At 46.5% G+C, this 18,972-nt stretch carries 10 protein-coding genes; 4 read left to right on the forward strand and 6 right to left on the reverse strand.

Annotation, left to right across the window (positions count from 1 at the left end):
* Positions 1 to 60: 60 nt before the first annotated feature.
* Positions 61 to 1,632 carry a sulfatase family protein gene (locus M1L62_RS08630; RefSeq protein ID WP_254412632.1) on the reverse strand — a complete coding sequence of 524 codons (1,572 nt, stop codon included), beginning with the start codon at positions 1,630 to 1,632 and terminating at the stop codon, positions 61 to 63.
* Positions 1,633 to 1,834: 202 nt separating this feature from the next.
* On the opposite strand from M1L62_RS08630, the gene M1L62_RS08635 reads away from it, so the two are divergent.
* On the forward strand, positions 1,835 to 3,367 hold the full coding sequence (locus M1L62_RS08635; protein WP_254412633.1) for a sulfatase family protein: 1,533 nt from the start codon (positions 1,835 to 1,837) through the stop codon (positions 3,365 to 3,367).
* A gap of 56 nt (positions 3,368 to 3,423) precedes the next feature.
* A complete protein-coding gene (locus M1L62_RS08640) occupies positions 3,424 to 4,950 on the forward strand; it encodes a sulfatase family protein (RefSeq protein ID WP_254412634.1) in 1,527 nt (508 codons plus the stop codon).
* A gap of 126 nt (positions 4,951 to 5,076) precedes the next feature.
* Here the strand turns inward: M1L62_RS08640 and M1L62_RS08645 are convergent, their stop codons facing one another.
* The 4 genes from M1L62_RS08645 to M1L62_RS08660 all read right to left on the reverse strand — a co-directional run bounded on the left by M1L62_RS08645 (position 5,077) and on the right by M1L62_RS08660 (position 14,445).
* Positions 5,077 to 7,356, reverse strand: a complete 2,280-nt coding sequence (locus tag M1L62_RS08645) for an arylsulfatase (RefSeq protein WP_254412635.1) — start codon at positions 7,354 to 7,356, stop codon at positions 5,077 to 5,079.
* 118 nt (positions 7,357 to 7,474) lie between these two features.
* The gene (locus tag M1L62_RS08650; RefSeq protein ID WP_254412636.1) at positions 7,475 to 9,760 is read right to left on the reverse strand and encodes an arylsulfatase; all 2,286 of its coding nucleotides are present in this window, start codon (positions 9,758 to 9,760) and stop codon (positions 7,475 to 7,477) included.
* Positions 9,761 to 9,828: 68 nt separating this feature from the next.
* Positions 9,829 to 11,370, reverse strand: a complete 1,542-nt coding sequence (locus M1L62_RS08655) for a RagB/SusD family nutrient uptake outer membrane protein (RefSeq protein ID WP_254412637.1) — start codon at positions 11,368 to 11,370, stop codon at positions 9,829 to 9,831.
* Positions 11,371 to 11,394: 24 nt separating this feature from the next.
* Positions 11,395 to 14,445: a SusC/RagA family TonB-linked outer membrane protein gene (locus tag M1L62_RS08660; RefSeq protein WP_254412638.1), complete on the reverse strand. Its 3,051-nt coding sequence runs from the start codon at positions 14,443 to 14,445 to the stop codon at positions 11,395 to 11,397.
* 849 nt (positions 14,446 to 15,294) lie between these two features.
* Here M1L62_RS08660 and M1L62_RS08665 point away from each other — a divergent pair.
* The gene (locus M1L62_RS08665) at positions 15,295 to 16,197 is read left to right on the forward strand and encodes a PhzF family isomerase (protein ID WP_254412639.1); all 903 of its coding nucleotides are present in this window, start codon (positions 15,295 to 15,297) and stop codon (positions 16,195 to 16,197) included.
* A 41-nt stretch (positions 16,198 to 16,238) separates the two neighbouring features.
* On the opposite strand, the gene M1L62_RS08670 is transcribed toward M1L62_RS08665, so the two are convergent.
* Positions 16,239 to 17,444 carry a cytochrome-c peroxidase gene (locus M1L62_RS08670; RefSeq protein ID WP_254412640.1) on the reverse strand — a complete coding sequence of 402 codons (1,206 nt, stop codon included), beginning with the start codon at positions 17,442 to 17,444 and terminating at the stop codon, positions 16,239 to 16,241.
* Positions 17,445 to 17,925: 481 nt separating this feature from the next.
* Between M1L62_RS08670 and M1L62_RS08675 the strand changes: the two genes are divergently transcribed.
* Positions 17,926 to 18,939, forward strand: a complete 1,014-nt coding sequence (locus tag M1L62_RS08675) for a ScyD/ScyE family protein (RefSeq protein WP_254412641.1) — start codon at positions 17,926 to 17,928, stop codon at positions 18,937 to 18,939.
* Positions 18,940 to 18,972 lie beyond the last annotated feature (33 nt).

Below are 18,972 nucleotides of genomic sequence, written 5' to 3' on the forward strand. Positions count from 1 at the left end.
TAGCATTAAAACCCGCTCAGGGGGCATAATTTTGATTGTTTAATTTTTGAATGCCGGTTATTAATCTTCCTCGAAGTCACTCTCCTGGATCCATGCGGCTTTTATTTTTTCTCCCCGCATAAAACGATTATAATAGTCCCGCACTTTGGACTCGGCGTAAGGATATTGATCAAAAAGATAACCTTTACCCGACATACGCGGATCCTGCTGTGCTTTCAGCTCCTGCTCCATTTGGGTGCGTAAACTGATTTTCATCTGTTGCACATCCTTTTTATCCGCCAGATTCACAACAGTATAGGGATCTTTTCTCAAATCATAGAGTTCTTCAAAAGGACGTTTACCGAAGGATAACTTCCAAAGCTGGTCCGTTCTGTCAACCCGGCCAGCGTTAAGAATTGCTGTTTTGGTAGGGCTTCCGTCCGTGTCCATATAACCGGTTTCTGGATTTCCCGTTGGCCAGCGGTCGGGTTCGTAGTTTCTGATGTAGAGAAAATGATCCTTTACAATGCCCCGGACCGGATACCCCTGATCGTCCGGCCTTCCCACATCGTTACGCTCTTTACCAATCAGCACATGGTCGCGCCGAGGCTGTTTAGCCCGTTTAAAAATTCCCGTCAATGATTTTCCCGCCATGGGTTTCATCACGCTTTTTGTAATGCCGGCGAGTTCCAGAAAAGTAGGGGCAAAGTCAATAAAACTGACATAATCCTCCACCTTCCGTCCGGGATCTTTAATGCCGTTTTTCCACATCACAGCCAGCGGCAAATGATTTGAATACTCGTAGGCATGGCCTTTTGCGCGTGGGAAAGGCATTCCGTTGTCCGATGTCACGATAACCAGCGTATTTTGAAGCTCATTATTTTTTGCAAGAATGTCCAGTATTTTTTGCAGTTGCCGGTCGAAATATTCAATCTCGTAACCATAGTCCAGCATGTCATTTCGCACCACCTCATTGTCCATCCAGAATGCCGGCACTTCGTCAATATCACTCAGCTTTCTCTCGCCTTTTGCAACACCCGATCCGTATTCGTATGACCGGTGGGGCTCATGCCCTCCGTACCAGAAACAGAATGGTTTGTCTGCCGGTTTTTGTTTCAGAAAGGTTTCCAGGTTACCCGCATAGTCTGTCGCGGAAATGGCTGTCGTGGGGGCGTCCAGTTTTTTGTTATTGAAAACCCGTCCGGTTAGCTGTCGGACTTTACCGTTTATCTGACCAGGATTCCCCGGCGCCCACCCTTTTCCTGTGAAACCTGTTTCGTATCCATTTTCCCCCAGCACCTCTACAAAAGTTTTGAACTGGACAGGAAAATCCGGTACGTGGTTGGCGGCCTCTTCCAGTTGCCATGAATTTCTGCCGGTAAGAATGCACGAACGCGATGGTGAACATTTGGCGTTGGGTGTGTAGGCATTTGTAAAAAGTAACCCCTCTTTTGCCACCCGGTCAAAGGCCGGTGTTTGTACCCATTTACAGCCATAAGCGCTTAAATGCCTGAAAGTGGCGTCATCGGCAATACAAAACAGGATGTTAGGCCGTTTTACTTCAACGGGTTCAAAAGTATTTTGCACGACAAATCCGGCAGAAACCAATAACAGCAGTGCAGCAATGAGGGTGTAGGGGAAACTATTTTTCATGCAATAACTTTTAAGCAACCGAAATAAGCAAACGCTCAAAACAAAGCATCTGTGTCACGCTTCGGCGTTTCGATCCGCAATTGTTTTTTTTCAAATACAACAAAGAAAATCAAAATAGTCTATTAAATAGATCGATAAAGTAAAGTTTTAATCTATTAATTTGCAAAACTGATTCAGTAAGGAGCATTTTAAGCGGGTCATTATGCCACAAGGTCGCAAAGCAGTTATTTTTATTTCATTCATTATCGTATCGGGGCTTGCCCTTTTGCTTTTGCCAGTTATGTCGTTTACCAGGCAGCAGAAAAGGACAAACATCCTGTTGATTATGTCAGACAACCACTCCTGGAACCATGTAGGTGCTTATGGCGACAAAATTGTTAAAACACCCAATATCGACAAACTTGCCAGTCAGGGAATCAGGTTTACACATGCCTTTTGTGCGTCTCCGTCGTGCACACCTGCCCGGGCGGCTTTGCTGACCGGACAGGAAGTATGGCGGCTGAAAGACGGGGCTAACCTGTGGGGAACACTGCCCGCCGAATTCAAGGTTTACCCTGACCTGCTCGAAGAAAATGGATACCAAACCGGCTACGAGGGCAAAGGCTGGGGACCCGGCAATTATCAGGCAGCCGGCAGAAAACGAAACCCCGGCGGCGATCTTTACAAAAGTTTCGAAAGTTTTCTTAGTGCTAATAAAGCTTCCGGCGGAAAACCCTGGACCTACTGGTTTAGCAGCAAAGATCCGCACCGGCCTTACGAGGTCGGTTCAGGCAAACGAGCCGGCATTGATCCTGATCGTATAAAAGTGCCGGCTTATCTGCCGGACCATGCGGAAGTAAGGGGAGACATTGCAGATTATTACGCCGCGATACAGCATTTTGACAGACAGGTGGGAGAATTGATCCGACAACTGAAAGCCGTCGGTGAATATGAAAATACTCTGATCGTCGTTTGCAGTGACAATGGCTGGCAAATGCCCCGCGGACTGGCCAATTTATACGACTTCGGGACCCGTGTTCCGCTGATTATCGCCTGGCCGGAAAGAATCAAAACACCCGGAATCGTTGATGAACTGGTAAGCCTGAATGACCTTGCTCCCACCTTTCTGCAAATCGCCGGGCTGGAAATTCCCAGAGACATGACTGCCAAAAGTATCGTTCCCCTGTTGGAACGAGGGAAAACGAAGGACAGTAAATTAACTCTTCACGATGATTTCATTGTGATGGCCCGCGAGAGGCATGCCTTCGTCCGCCAAAACGGTCTTGGTTATCCTGCCCGGGCGATCCGCACCCGACGTTACCTGTTCATCCGAAATTACGAGCCTGACCGCTGGCCGGCAGGTGACCCGCCCCTGTACGGTGACCTTGATGCGCACATGCTCCATTATCCCGCCCCCACCAAGTTATTCATGCTTAAAAACAAGGATGAAAATACTGTAAAACCACTCTTTGATATTGGTTTTGCCAGGCGTCCGGTTTATGAGCTCTACGATCTTCATAAAGATCCCGACCAGCTAAAAAATGTGGCAGGAAAACCCGGCTATCAGACGATACAAAATGAGCTGAGCCAGAAAATGGAGGAATACCTGACCAACACTAAAGATCCCCGAGCTTTACATACTGCAATAATCTGGGACACAGCTCCCTATTATAACGACCGTGATAAAAAACCACGACCGGGTAAGCACGCCATAGAGCTCCTGAATTTGAAAGAGGAATATGACTATCTGAAATAACAATAGGATTCGAGGTTCTGGGAGCAAGAAATCATTGATAAAGAAAAACTCAATTTATGTCAGTATTCAAATGTTTTACTGTTCTGATCACGGTCGTTCTGACGGTCTACAGTGTGAAACCTCGTGAAGCCTATTCGGACCACGCCCCGGAAAAAAGGCCCAATATTCTCTTCGTCATCGCAGATGACCAGTCCTACCCTCATGCCGGTGCTTATGGATATCAGGCTGCCAGGACACCTCATTTTGACCGGATTGCCAGCGAAGGTGTGCTTTTCACCAATGCATTTTCCGCGTCGCCGGGATGCAGTCCATCCCGGGCGGCTATTCTCACCGGCCTCAATTGCTGGCAAATTAAGGAAGCCGGAACCCATGCCAGCAGTTTCCCAACGGAATTTCAGGTGTTTCCTGACCTTCTTGAAAAGGCTGGATACAAGGTCGGGTATACGGGTAAGGGATGGAGCCCGGGTGACTTCAAAGCATCGGGCCGAAGCCGAAATCCTGCGGGGGATGCTTTTCTGGACCAAAAACAACAAAGTCCGAAAGGCATTTCTGATGTCGACTATGCAGGAAACTTTAAAACATTTTATGACGAAAAAGAGAAAGACAAACCTTTCTTTTTCTGGTTGGGAACACATGAGCCACATCGCACCTATCAAAAAGGTATAGGTGCCGCCAACGGTTTTGATAGCAATAAAGTAAAAGTTCCGCCATTTTTGCCGGACGTGCCCGAAGTACGCAGCGACATTCTGGATTATCTGTATGAAATACAATGGTTTGATACCCAACTCGGGAAAGTGCTCAAACAGCTGGAACAATCCGGAGAACTTGACAATACACTGATTGTTGTTACTGCCGACAACGGCATGTCTTTTCCCCGTGCGAAAGCCAATGTGTATGAATACGGAATCCACGTGCCGCTGGCGATACGATGGGGGAATCAAATCCGGAAAGGTTTCAAAACAAATGATCTGGTAAGCCTGATTGACGTTTATGCTACTTTTCTTGAAGTCGGGAAAGCCGCTTTGCCTGCCTACCCTATTGAAAGCAAGAGTTTGCTGCCCTTGCTGAAATCAGGAAAAAGTAACCGCGAAGCGATATTCTCCTCCCGTGAACGGCATTCATCGTCCCGTTACAACAACCTGGGTTATCCGCAGCGAAGCATCAGAACTGCGCAATATTTGTTTATCAAAAACTATAAACCGGATCGCTGGCCGGCTGGTGATCCGCAAAAAATCGATGCGAACGGAAAGCTGGAAGCGCCAAACACAGCGTTTCATGACATAGACGAGTCTGCCGACAACATCGTGATCCGTGAATGGAGGGACCCGAAGATTGCGCCTTATTTCCACTTGGCAACGGATAAGCGCCCGGCCGAGGAGTTTTATGATATTGTGAACGATCCGGGCTGTCTGCAAAATCTGATCGGCGACAAACAGTATCTCCAACAAATCGGTAAGCTCAGAAGCAAACTGACCGATTATCAGCGAACAACCAAAGATCCACGCGAAACCGGTAACGGCGATTATCTCGATTCCTTTCCCCGATTGAATGGCGAGATCCGTAATTTTCCTGCACCAAAATGAAACCATAGCTGTTTCCAAACAATCAGCGGAACCCCTTAAAAAAGGGACAGGAAGTATCCCTGCCCCTTTTTTAATCTTTTTGGAAATACTCTTCGTCTGAACGAATTTCACTCATTGAAGAATTCACTAAAAATCAATCACTACCTTTTTCAGATTACCTGCAAAAGGATACGGTGACTTATAGCTGTCTGATACCGCCGTATTGTCATCTTTGCCAACGGATATCCCGTCCCAAGCATCTTTAAATGTGGCATTGACAAATTGTTTTTCTCCGACTTTCTGGTCATTGATGTAAATGGAGGCAACACCATTTTTGGTCGCCTTGTTGGCCTGAAAAACAAACCTGACCGTCGACTTGCCAACCGGTATGCTTTGCGTACCTGAATTTACACTCTCCTTTTCAGACGAAAAATTGTGGACAGCCTGTAATTTCCTGTCCTGAACAAACAGGCTCAAACCTCCGAATTGCCCGCCGATTGCAAACAAAACACCTTCCTGTTTTACATCAGCCACATCCACATGGGCAGTAATGGTGAAGGACCGGTTGTTAAAATCGGGCGCTTCGGTCAGATGTGTAAGGCCGTTATAGAGCACAATCTGTTTCTTTCCCTCAAAAAAATCGGGTTCCTTATCCCGCTCATTTTGGCCTCCGCTTCGCAGGGGATAAACATTGTATTTCGTGGCTTCACGGTCAAAAACCGCTTTTAATTCCGTCAGTTTTTCCGGATTTGTTTTGGCCAGATCAACACGTTCATTAAAGTCGTCCTCAATCCTGAACAATTCCCAGGTATCATTTTCAAATGGCTCTCCCCTTTTATGAAACGCACCGGCTTTCCAGCCATCCTTGTAAACAGACCGCGTCCCTCCTATTTCATAATATTGTACGGTATGGTTATTGGCAGCATTGCGATTCTGGATGGAAGAAGCAAAACGGATACCCTCCAGGGAATCCTGTTTAATGCCGTTAATCGTTTCTACCTTTTTCGCCCCGACAAGTTCAAGCGTGGTTGGCAAAATATCAGCTACGTGGGTATATTGGTTACGGATGCCTCCTCTATCTTTTATCTTATCCGGCCAGAAAACGATCAGCGGGTTGTGCGTGCCTCCTTCTCCGTTAGCTTCGGCCTTGAAATAACGGAAAGGTGTATTCGTGGCCTGTGCCCAGCCTATCGGATACAACACATTCGATCTCGCTGTTCCGATAAGATCGATGTTGTCCAGATCTCTTTTGATGTCGTCAGCCTGAGCGTTATTGGCGCCGATACCAAAATTGGTACGGCCATTTTCGCCGCCTGCCCGCGCCGATCCGTTATCACCTATGGATAAAAATATCAGACTGTTATCCAGCTGATCGATGTCTTTCAAATACTTGACCAAACGGCCGATCTCGTGGTCAAGATGGGCGAGATAACCCGCATAAACTTCGATATGACGGATAAAAAGTCGTTTCTCGTCCGCTGACAAACTATCCCATTTTTTTACGCCACCATTACCAGGCGCCAGCTTGACATAGGCCGGTACGACGCCCAATTTTTTCTGACGTGCCAATACTTCCTCACGGTACCAGTCCCAGCCCTTATCAAATTTGCCTTTGAATTTATCGCTCCAAACTTTGTCCACCTGATGAGGCGAATGGGTCGCTGCCGGCCCGTAGTACAGGAAAAAAGGTTTTTCAGGTGCAGCCGATTTCTGATTTGCGATGTAGGTGATCGCGCGGTCGGTAATCAGCTCTGACAACAGTTTTTTGTCATCATAATCCTTCTCGATTTTGTTGGTTCCCTCCCACAATATTGGCCGATACTGGTCCGTAGCCCCGCCGATAAAGCCGAAATACTTGTCGAAGCCCCTGCCAACGGGCCAGCGATTGAAGGGGCCGGCCTGCGTCTGATCTCTTTTAGGCGTCAAATGCCATTTACCTACCGCGAAAGTATTATACCCCTGTTCCCTGAGAATTTCACTGACAAATCCTTTTTCAAATGGTATCACACGATCGTAACCGGGCGTAGCCGCACCAGCGTTGCTTCCTACGTGTGCCGAATGATGATTTCTTCCGGTCAGCAAAGCCGTGCGGGTTGGCGAGCAAACTCCGGTCGTATGGAAATTGGTATATCTCAATCCATTGTTGGCCAAACTATCGATGTTGGGCGTCGGAATAAGTCCGCCAAACGCTGATGCTGATCCGTAACCGATATCATCAATGAGAATGTAGATAATGTTCGGGGAGTTTTTGGCTGCCAAAACCTGATGTTCGGTCAGCGATGTTTTTGTTTCAGCAACCGTTTTCCCGATTTTGCCTTGCCAGGGTTGTTGAGGCGTGTACTGCGCAGCGGCCTCCTGCGTATTCAAAGTCAATCCCAGGGCAACTGCTATTGCCAGATGTTTTAGTCCGATCATTTGTTTTTCCATTTTCTTATGTTTTTTCAAAAGTCACCTCAAAGACTTTGTTATTTAATCGCGAAGAACGGATCATGAGCAGGGCTGCGTTCCGTGGCCGGTTTGCAGTCTCCCGCTCATGATGTTTCCTTTATATTTTTTCAATCACTACGTCTTTCAACACTCCGGTGAAGCTAAACGGCGCTTTGTAAGCCGGCGTGACCGTGGTACCCACATCACTTCCAACTTCCAGCCCCTCATACCCGCTGCCTGCCGTTGCAATGGCTCCGAGATTTAGCGTTCCCGCTTTTTCATTGTTGATATACAGCGTTACTTCCTTTTCCTTCTTGTTATCGCTGTATAAAAGCTGGGCTTTAAAGGTGATATCGCCGGTCGGGATCGGTTTGTCCGAGCTCAGTTCCAACACTTTGCCCTCCGAATTGTAAGCAAAAACAAGCTTGCTGTTTTTCACATAAAAGCTAAGTCCGGACAACGTATTTCCATAGGACAGCAAAACGCCCTCAGCGCCTTTGGCAGGTATGACCGCGTGAGCGGAAATGGCGTAAGATGCGTTCGAAAAACGAAAAGCAGAACTACCCGTGTAGTGTGTTTCAGGATACAATGTCACCTTTTTCCTGCCGTCGAAAATACTCTGGTTGGCAGTTTCCCATTTATCTTTCAGCGGATATACATTGTATTTCCAGGCCTCCTTATCGAACACCTCGGCAAGCTCTTTTACCTTTTCCGGATTTTTAGCCGCCAGGTCATCCAGTTCATTAAAATCCTGTTTGAGATTATACAAATGCCACTTTTCCTCGCTTTCCGGAATCCGTTTTGAGCGGTCGCGCGGGAATGATGCTTTCCAGCCATCCTTGTAAATCGCATAAGATCCGGTCATTTCATGGTATTGCACGTTGTGGCGCTCAGCCGCATTTTTGTTGCCGGCATCGATCGCATAAGCCAGACTGACTCCTTCAATCGGCTCCTGCGAATAACCGTTGATCACAGCCGGTACCCTGGCACCTGCCAGTTCAAGCGTGGTGGGCAGAATATCGTTCACGTGCGAATATTGATGACGAACCCCGCCTTTATCCTTTATTTTTCCAGGATAAAAAAGGATGAGCGGATCACGGGTTCCTCCTTCAAAATTACCATAACTTTTGTAGTAACGGAAGGGTGTATTGGTTGCTGCCGCCCAGCCATCCGGATAAAGTACAGACGAACTTTCGGTGCCTAACTTGTCAATATTTTTTACATATCGGGATACTGTCTGCTCCGGCGTTTCGTCTCGTTTGTTTGTTAAAAAACGGCCGATTTCGCGTCCGGCACCTTCAGCTCCATTATCACCAACCAATACCACAACCAGTGTATTTTCCAATTGCCCGATTTGTTCAATGTGGTTGATGATCCTTCCGATCTCATGGTCGGTGTGGGAAACAAATCCTGCATAAACTTCAATGTAGCGTTCAAAAAGTTTCTTTTCATCCGCTGACAGTGCATTCCAGTCTTTTACGCCCGGATTTTTCGGTCCCAGTTTGGTATTGGCCGGAACAACGCCCAGTGCCTTTTGATTCTTTAAAACAATCTCCTTGTATTGATCCCAGCCAATGTTGAATTTACCCTTATACTTGTCGATCCATTCCTGACCTACCTGATGAGGCGCATGAACCGCGCCCGGCGCGAAATACAGGAAAAAAGGCTTATCGGGTGCCGCTGCTTTCTGGCCCGAGATATACCCGATCGCTTCATTGGCAAGCAGCTCCGTTACATGTCTTCCCTTCGCATCTTCGGGCTCACGCTGCGTATCGCGATACAGGATCGGATGCCACTGGTCCGTTGCTGCAACTTCCGGAGAAAACCCGAAATAGTGGTCAAATCCCCTACCCGTCGGCCAGCGGTTAAACGGGCCTGCCTGAGTAGCGTCAGCCGGATGTGTAAGGTGATATTTTCCGACGGCAAAAGTGTTGTATCCATTTTCCCGCAATATTTCTCCAACCGTTGCCTTTTCGAAAGGAAGGTAGCCGTCATATCCCGGCGTGTTGTACGAATTGCTCGCAAAGAAACCGAAATGAACCGAATGCTGATTTCTTCCCGTCAGCAAAGCGGCCCTGGTGGGCGCACAAAAGGCTGTTGTATGGAAATTCGTAAAACGTAAACCCTGATTGGCCAGACGGTCGATATTGGGAGTTTCAATTAATCCACCAAAAGCAGATATGGCACCATAACCAATATCGTCGATTTGAATCCATACGATATTGGGTGCACCAGCCGGCGCTTTCGGATTATTTTTGGGGGCCGATTCAATGGTTGTTTCAACCGTCTTTCCGATTTTTCCCTCAAAAACTGGCGTCGGGCTATGTTGTGCCAAAGCTGTGCCACCCAGCAAAAAGGTGAAATATAAAATCCTGATTTTTCTATTGGTCAATACTCGTTTCATGTTGTTTCAATTATTGTGTTGAAATAATTTCAGTAAAACCAGTCGTTAACTGTATCGTTGCGACAGAATTACCATCCCGGATTCTGATGCCCCCGCAGCTTCGGGTTATTGTCAATTTCCTGCTGTGGAATCGGATACAGGTAATGTTTTTGTGCTGCGTTGGTTTTGCCGACCGCGTGTAAGGATTTGATCAGATAAGAATCCGAACCCGTTAGCGGCTTATACCGTATCAGATCAAACCAGCGGGAATATTCAAACACAAATTCCAGGCGACGGTCAATCCGCAGCGAATCCCGAAACTGTGCCTGCGTCAGACCGGGCGTCAGATCGCCAAGACCAGCACGCTTCCTGACTTTGTTGTAGGATGCATAAGCGGCAGAAGTGGGGCCATCCTGTTCATTTACAGCTTCGGCATGTATGAGCAAAACGTCAGAGAAACGCAGGATCGAGACATTAGCAGCAGATTGCGCCAGATTGCCAGCCTGGGCAGGATCCCACCATTTATTAAAATGGGGATTGGGCACATTCTCGCCCGTAGCTGGATTTTTCACCGTCAGCTGATAGGTTCGCCCATTCGACGGACTGACAATGGACGTGATAAACGAGACATCGCGGCGTTTGTCTTTGGCGGAATACAACTGGTATATTCCGGGCATCGGCTGTTCCGCGAAGTTTCCGTTTAAACCGGGGATCCCCGTAGGTGCCTCACGCTGCGCCTGGTTGTTGCCGTGTGAATCGGCGTTGGCCTCAAACTGTGCGGAGAAAATATGTTCCACTCCGTTTTTGTAAGCGGGTAAAAACACCTGTGAATAGTCTGCAAACAGCGCATAACCAAACGGTCCGGTAATCACCTCGTTGCTTTTTGCAATAGCATTGGCATAATCATATCGTGTCAGATACACTTTTGCCAACAGCGATTTTGCCGCACCTCCGGTTGCCCGGCCTGCATCTCCAGCCGCATATTTGGCAGCCGCATTACTGAATCGCTCATTAGGCAATCCCTCGGCATCGGTAAGATCTTTTATGATCTGCTGATAAACCTGCTCCGCAGGTGCACGCTCCACGTACAGGTCTTCCGGTGTCAGGCCTGTTGTTTCTTGTAAAACGAGCGGAACATCCCCATACAGCCGCACCAGATTGAAATAGTACAAGGCCCGTAAAAACTTCGCTTCCAAAACCAGTCTGGCGCGGAGTTTTTCATCGATTTTAACGATGCCGGGAATTTTTTCAATCGCAATGTTGGCACGGTTAATCGCGTCATAATGCTGCTGCCATATTTCCCTGACCCGCTGTCCCGTAGAAGAATGCGACAACACGGCCTGTGACCGAACATCAGCATTGGTGGCTCCCGGACCCGGTTGCACGTCGTCGGACATCATATCCATCCCAGTCGAAAAAAGCACCAGATAGGGTGTCTGACCGGAAGCATTTAAACGGAAATAAATACTGTTCACGCCGGCAATGGCGTCTGCTTCATTCTTGAAAAACTGATCCGAGGATACAAACGATCTGGGAGATTCTTCCAGATCTACACACCCCAGGAGGACCGCCGGAAAAACGCCCGCAGCCAATATCTTTTTTATTGTTTTACTATTGAATCTGAACTTCATAACATCAGGTTTTAATACGTTTCGTTAAAATGAAAGGGTCAGGCCGCCCAGGAAAGTTTTAGCGGCTGGATAAACGCCGTTATCCACTCCCTGCGTAAGCGTGGCCTGTTCATTCTTGCTTACTTCCGGATCAAAACCTGTGTACTTGGTCCAGGTGATCAGATTTTGGGCCGTTACATAAAAGCGAAGCTGACTTAACCCCAGTTTTGAGATCAAATGTTTTGGTAGTGAGTATCCCAAACTTATATTTTTCAGGCGCAGGTAAGAACCATTTTCAATGAACCGGTCAGAAACGGTCACAGCCGGGTTCTCGATCGCACGGTGAATGACGTTGCTTGGATTCGTAGGTGTCCAGCGTTCAAGCAACGTAGTTGATCCGTTGATATACCCGGTTCCGAGTTCCAGATTGGCCTGATTGGCATTGTAGACCTTATTGCCGCTCTGGCCTTGCAGAAGAAAGTTAAGGTCCAGGTTTTTATAGGACAAATTATTGGTCAAACCAAAAAGATACTTCGGCTGCGCATTTCCAACTATAACACGGTCGTATGCCTGGGTAATGGTTCCATCGGGCACTCCATCCGGACCGCTTACATCGACGTAACGCTGGCTTCCCGCCCGGTCGCTGGCATTAAATTTAGGAAGCTCGGCAATGTTATCACCGGTTTGAAAAATTCCGTTGGTTTTCAGTACCAGAAATGATCCCAGTGCTTCATCGACCTGCGCGATCGAGACACCGGAAATCACCGAAGTCACGCCCGGCCCCAGACTGAGCACCTTGTTCCTGTTCGTAGAAAACACAAAATCGGTTGTCCAACCAAATTCACCCGTCGTATTAACCGTGTTCAGAGCAAGTTCGATCCCCCTGTTTTCTACACTTCCATAATTCTGGAACGCGTTTGGATAACCCGTCGTGTAAGGCAAGGGAACATCCAGCAGCAGTTTTGTAGTCTTTTTCAGATAGGCATCGAGGGTCACATTGATCCTGTTTTTGAAGAGACCAAGATCGATACCCGCATCGTACTGGGCCGTTTCTTCCCAGCCCAGATTCGGGTTGGCAATACCGTTTGGCGCATAACCGGCTACTAACTTTCCATTAAAAATGTAGCTGTAATAGGATTCCTGAGCCAGAGAGGTGTAGGGCGATATCTCCTGATTACCGGTGATCCCGCCGCTGACCCTGAATTTCAGGTTACTGATTTGCTGAACCTCGCGTATAAAATCTTCTCTGCCCAGATTCCAGGAAAATGCTGCTGACGGAAAAAAGCCCCATTTGTTATTTTTCCCCAACCGCGACGAGCCATCGGAACGAGCTGTGAGTGTCACGTTGTATTTGCTTTTGTAGGTGTAGTTAACACGGCCCAAATAAGACAACAGTGTCCACCGGAAATAATTGGAACCGGCATTCTGAAATGTCGTACCGCCGCCCAAATTGTTATATCCAAATTCATCCGTAACAAATGTCGCCGAACGCGCCACCACATTTTCCGTTGTAGAAGCCTGCTGGGTAATACCCACAACGGCATCCAGTGCATGGTCCGCATTGAAGGTTTTATTGTAACTCAGCGTATTTTCATTCAGCCAGCCAATCGTGAATTTTGTTCCAATAATTCCCTGTCCGCCAAGCCCGCTTCCCTCCTGTAACGTAGACGGGAGATAGCGGTTCTGTTTGTTGAGCAATATGTCGGTCCCCAGCGAAACCTTTGCTTTCAAACCCTCGGCAATCTGATATTCCCCATACGCATTCCCAAATCCACGGAAGGTATGTGTTTCATTCACCTGTAAAAAAAGTGTGGCAATCGGATTCGCCAGTGGAGAATCGTAAATACTTCTGAGCGTAAATCCGTTTGCTGAACCCGGATCATAAATCGGCATCGTCGGAGGCATTTGCAGCAAATTGGGAACAACCGCTTCCGGGGCCACCTGTGCTGCCGTTTTACTGCCGGTAAAGTTGAAACCCAGTTTAAAGCGCTTGTTCATATCCCTGTCCAGATTCACCCGAAAGGAATAGCGTTCAAAATCACTGTTCTGTAAAATACCGTTCTGCTTGAAGTAGTTACCCGATACCGCAAATCGGGTTTTCTCGTCACCTCCCGAAAAGGAAAGGCTGTGGTTCTGGATAGCTGCCTGACGGAATGCAGCATCCTGCCAGTCGGAACCAATCCCCGGCTGACCGAGGCTATCAATCTGAGCCTGCGAAAATGCTGCTCCTTTTTTTGAATCCGCCAGCGCGTCGTTTTTCAGCAGAGCCCATTGCTGGGCATTTAACAACGGAAGCTTTTTGAGTACTTTCTGTACCCCGTAATAACCGTCATAGGTAATGACACTTTTCCCTGTCTTTCCCTTTTTGGTTGTGATAATGACCACTCCGTTGGCACCCCGGGAACCGTAAATGGCGGTTGCCGAGGCATCCTTCAAGATATCAATTGACTCGATATCATTGGGATTCAGCGTCGCAAGGGCATTAATGGTCGGACCGTTGGTAACCCCGGCGTCTGCATAACTGTTGTTATTATAAACGGGAAATCCGTCGATAACATACAGAGGCTCATTGGCTCCGTTGATGGAATTCCCACCCCGGATTTTGATACTGACCGAACTGCCCGGCTGACCCGACGACTGCGTTACCTGCACCCCCGCAGCACGTCCCTGCAAGGCACGGTCCAGCGAACTTATCGGGACGCCTTTTAAATCCGCTGTTGCGATGGAAGAAACAGAGCCCGTCAGGTCTCCTTTCTTTTGTGAACCATAACCGATCACGACAACCTGATCCAGTACATTGGACGTTTTCAGTACGATTTCGGCGGGCTCAGAAGACAATTCATATATTTCAATTTCCTGCTGCTGGTATCCTGTCAGGCTGACCTGAAGTGTAAATGGTAAATCCTTTCCAGCCTGTATGCTGAACTTACCATCCAAATCGGTGACGGCATGTTTTGAGGTACCTTTCTGAACGACGGTCGCCCCGGGGAGCGTCTGCCCGCTGTCATCTTTTACAAGGCCGTGAACTACTTCCTGGGCCAAAGTCAAACTTTGCAGGCATACCGATAGTATGACAAATAATAAACTTTTTTTCACTTCAATTTCATTAAGGTGAGTAATAAATGACTGCCCGGACCGGACGTCCGTCGGGCTGTTTCGATAAATAATATTGAGAGGTCAGGGCATAAGAGGTCACGGCGAAAGGAAAACCTTTCACTATATACGCAACTTGAATCTCTGTACAAACGCCGTACGATTTCATACGGATTGACTGGAATTTACCCGGAAAATTCCCAGGAATTAATCAAACAACAGATTGCGCCGGCCATTTTTAAGTGCACTCCTGCTTAAAGGAAATTTCAACATAGATAGGATTGATGGTAGATTAAGAGCGTTCATAGATTAATTGTATAGGTAAAAAAATCAGCAATGCGCGGTAAGCAGGAAAGCAAAAGGTTATGGCGATGCCTATGACAGAAAGACCGGCCCATTTTTACGGAAAGACCAGGTCCAAGCCAAAAAAATCACAGCCTCAACAATGAGTCTGTGCGGCAGAAGACAAAAAATGAGAAGTAACCACCCTTTTGTACGAAACAACAACCTGTGAAGAATGTAAAGTCATCATTATTCCTGGTATAATAGCTCTTTGGTAATCTCTCCTTACTGGTGGTTAATAAAGAAAGTATATTCTATTTGACTGATAGACAAAGTAAAGTAATGTTAAGGGGATAACCAAATTATTAATACAATTTCCTGCCGGTTTTCAATCAGTGGAAACAGGTCTTTGACAAGGCAGGAATAAATTATAACTATTTAGTGTTTTTATTGAGCATTTACAGCAAAAATGATCATTTGCATAACCCAGGCGAAATTTTATTTTTTGGTGGATTTTGTAAACCAAGCCGTACATCTTGCTGTTACCTTTAAGCAAGTAGATAGAATGTTATGAAAAAACTGATCGTATATCAAATTGACTCATTTACAAAAGAAAAGTTCAAAGGCAATCCGGCAGGCGTAGTTATTAATGCGGACGGACTCAGTGATATTGAAATGCAGCGTATCGCGAGAGAGTTAAATAATTCGGAAACGGCATTTATTTTTTCACCAGACCGCGATGATTATGACGGCATGATCCGATATTTCACACCAACGACCGAAGTTCCCATATGTGGGCACGCCACCATTGCAGCCATGTATGCAAAAGCATCCGAAGAAAATCCGGATTCCTGTATTTTACGCATGAAAACCCATGTAGGTATTCTTCCTCTTGAAATGATCAAAACAGAAGGCGACTACGAGATCGTCATGACGCAGGGACGTTTTGAGCTTTCTGCTCCACTTGACACAGAATCTGTTCAAAAATTATTGGCTGCCCTGGGACTTGAACATTCGGAGATTAATCAAAACTGCCCCATCCAGATTGCGTCTACCGGACACTCCAAGGTAATGATTGCCATGAACAGCAGAAAAAAATTAAATGACCTGTCCCCGAGATTTGCCGAATTGGCCGCGCTGAGCAAGGATATCCATTGCAATGGCTACTTTGTTTTTACATTTGACTCCGATCAAAACGATATCCTGACTTACGGAAGAATGTTTGCGCCTGCAATCGGGATAAATGAAGATCCGGTGACAGGCAATGCACATGGGCCGTTGGGCGGATATCTGGTTCAAAACAAAATCATCAATCACGACAATCATTCATTTGAGTTCAACGGCGTACAAGGTGAGAAAATTGATCGAAAAGGAGTTGTAACGGTCCGTGTAGAAATTGAGAATGGCCTTCCTTCCCTAATTCAAATCAAAGGAAATGCGGTGACCATATTTAAAACTGAAATTCAGTTTTAAGGCAACTTTGTTCGGGCTCATGTGAATCGCAATTGTTCTGCTCACAATCCTCCTACCGGTAACCCACTGGGTACGGTGGCAGGTATGGTCTTATCAAAAGCATCGTCATTGAGGGTATTTAAAAACTCCACAATGCGCGAGATATCTTTAAAATTGACATCCATATCCGTCGCCAGTGTATCGATTTGCTGCGCCTTGACCTTCGGATTTAATAGCTTTCCTCCCGCAACATCTTCGTAAAACATCAAAACCTGATCCAGCGTTGTAAATTTCCCACTGTGCATGTAAGGGCTTGTAAAGCGAAGATTTCTCAGCGAGGGCGTACGAAAAGCATAATGCTGATCGGCACCTGAATCACTTTCCTTCCTGTTACCCGTATCGGGAACACCCAAAACATGGAGTTTATAGTCGGAAAACATCGGTCCCGAATGGCATTTTACGCAGCCTGTTGTTAAAAATGCGTTCAACCCATCCTTCTCACTTGAAGACAGCGCATTGCTGTCTCCCCGCATATACTGATCAAACCGGGTATTTGGGGCTATCAGCGTCCGTTCATAGGCAGCAATCGCCCTCGACAAATTTACCTGGCTTAAAGGTTCCGATTCGTTCGGGAATGCTTTTGTGAACAAGGTTTTGTAAACCGGTATTTTTCGGATCCTCGCAATTACTTCATCCAATATTTTGTCCTGATGATACGTATTGCCCCGCATCTCTTCAAGCGTTTTGATCGGTTCCAATGCCTGCATTTCAAGGCTTTTTGCCCTTACATCCCAGAACATTGGAGCCTTTTCCGGGTCATAAATCTCATCATTTTTTATTCCGTTAAATGCCGTATTTAAAATACTCTGTGAATTCCGTTTTACGAAGGGGATATCATTGGGCTCAACAAATCGCCTTTTGCTTCCATTCCCGACCCCGTTGACACCGATGGAAGTTTCCAAAAATTCAGCATAATTGAACTCCGGCTGATGGCAGGTTGCACAGGAGACGTCCTTATTACCCGACAATACAGGATCGAAAAACAATAACCTCCCCAGATGCACCTTTTCCGGAGTCGACGGGTTGTCCTTCGGGTCGGTAACATACAGCGGAAGCGCGCCCAGATCAGCAATCGTTTCAATGGTTTTAGCCTGTTTGTTTCGCAAAGGTTCTTGTCTGCTACCACAACCCGTGCACAGAAATCCAGCAAAAATAAACCATAGGAAGTAGTACATCTTCTCAAAAGCCGTTCTCGAAACAAATCCCATTTCTACTCTTTACTTAGATGTCTGACTTCAATTGATTTATCAAAATAACATTTCAATGATAACGCATGGTTATATTCCCCTACCAACTACAAAGGGAAAACTTTGTAAACTCTAATCAAAATAGTCTACTCTGCGGCTATTTTTTTGTTTTAAAAGTTATAAGTGCCGAGGTATCAGCACCAATCTCAGGTTCCAACATACAACAGGTGCTTACATAATTTGTACCAAACCGCAACGTACTTTCATCAGGTCATTTTCAATGCTGAAAATGCCGACAATTCTATCGGCCCTTTATTCGGACAAACGACAAATGGTAAACAAAAGTTATTCTAACTTATAACTACCTCAATTCCCAAAGTTATTGTCATTCGTCCCTTTTCAGAGATGTTCATCCCTATTTTTTGGTCATTCCATCACTCCAAGTCACTTTTGGTTTAGTTACTATTTGCTCAATGTTGAACAAAAACTAAACCATTGCTATATGACCAATAAATTCATGTACCCGTCTTTTCTCTTGTTTATAATTTTGGCAAGTTCCGGCTGTACAAGAAAAGAAGATGATGTTCCGGCGCCGATATCAGTTTCTGTTTACGCATCCGGCTTAACGGCTCCGCTGGGCCTGGAAGCGGATGCCCAAGGCCAATTATGGGTAACTGAGGCGGGTGACGGGAAAACCAACAACGGACAGCTTTCGCTCATTACAACGCAGGGGAAGGCATTTCCGGTTGTAACAGGTTTTACTTCCGAGGTCAGTCCGGAGGGTGGTGTTTTCGGGCTTAATCATATCGTACTTCAAAATGGCATCTTGTGGATGCTCCATGGCGTGGAAGGTAGATTGTATAAACTGGATATTTCGTCTTTCAAACCCGGTGATAAACCACTTAAAGCACAGGACCTGGAATTTGAAGATATTGGCTCTTTTGTAAAAGCCCATGTTTTTGAACATGATACCGACGCATCAGACCTGTTTAATCTGACCATCGGCCCCGACGGAGACCTGTTTATTGTCGATGCGGCCGCCAATGCGGTTATCCGGCGTAAAACGTCTACGAAAGAGCTGAGTATTTTTGCAGTTATTCCGCCCATTGCCAATCCCGGTGCAGAACCGGCCCAGATAGAGCCGGTGCCAACGGGCATTGTTTTTGATGGCCAGAAATTCCTGGTATGCAGCTTTAGCGGGTATCCGTTTCCTGCTAAAAAAGCACCTGTTTATCAGGTAGACCTGAACGGACAGGTATCTGTTTACCAGACAGGCTTCTCAAGCCTGGCCGATATAGAACTGGATATAGATAAAAAACCAGTTGTAGTTGAATACGGTAGCTGGTTAAAAGACACATTTGCTGAAAAGTCGGGAACAATCGTAAGCGCGGCTGATGGGAAAAATACAACGTGGATTAGCGGACTCAATTTCCCCAATTCAATCAAAAAAAGCGGAGTGAACACCTATTACATCGCCCAAACTTTTGACGGCATTATTCAGAAAGTATCTTTTTAAAGTTAAAAAGAATAGCAATAAGGCTCACTGGTT

Source organism: Dyadobacter diqingensis (assembly GCF_024220585.1).
Lineage (GTDB): Bacteria > Bacteroidota > Bacteroidia > Cytophagales > Spirosomataceae > Dyadobacter > Dyadobacter diqingensis.

Excerpts from the sequence above, each read along its gene's own strand:
- M1L62_RS08630 (WP_254412632.1), bottom strand. The coding sequence starts at position 1,632 with ATGAAAAATAGTTTCCCCTACACCCTCATTGCTGCACTGCTGTTATTG.
- M1L62_RS08635 (WP_254412633.1), top strand. The coding sequence starts at position 1,835 with ATGCCACAAGGTCGCAAAGCAGTTATTTTTATTTCATTCATTATCGTA.
- M1L62_RS08640 (WP_254412634.1), top strand. The coding sequence starts at position 3,424 with ATGTCAGTATTCAAATGTTTTACTGTTCTGATCACGGTCGTTCTGACG.
- M1L62_RS08645 (WP_254412635.1), bottom strand. The coding sequence starts at position 7,356 with ATGGAAAAACAAATGATCGGACTAAAACATCTGGCAATAGCAGTTGCC.
- M1L62_RS08650 (WP_254412636.1), bottom strand. The coding sequence starts at position 9,760 with ATGAAACGAGTATTGACCAATAGAAAAATCAGGATTTTATATTTCACC.
- M1L62_RS08655 (WP_254412637.1), bottom strand. The coding sequence starts at position 11,370 with ATGAAGTTCAGATTCAATAGTAAAACAATAAAAAAGATATTGGCTGCG.
- M1L62_RS08665 (WP_254412639.1), top strand. The coding sequence starts at position 15,295 with ATGAAAAAACTGATCGTATATCAAATTGACTCATTTACAAAAGAAAAG.
- M1L62_RS08670 (WP_254412640.1), bottom strand. The coding sequence starts at position 17,444 with ATGGGATTTGTTTCGAGAACGGCTTTTGAGAAGATGTACTACTTCCTA.
- M1L62_RS08675 (WP_254412641.1), top strand. The coding sequence starts at position 17,926 with ATGACCAATAAATTCATGTACCCGTCTTTTCTCTTGTTTATAATTTTG.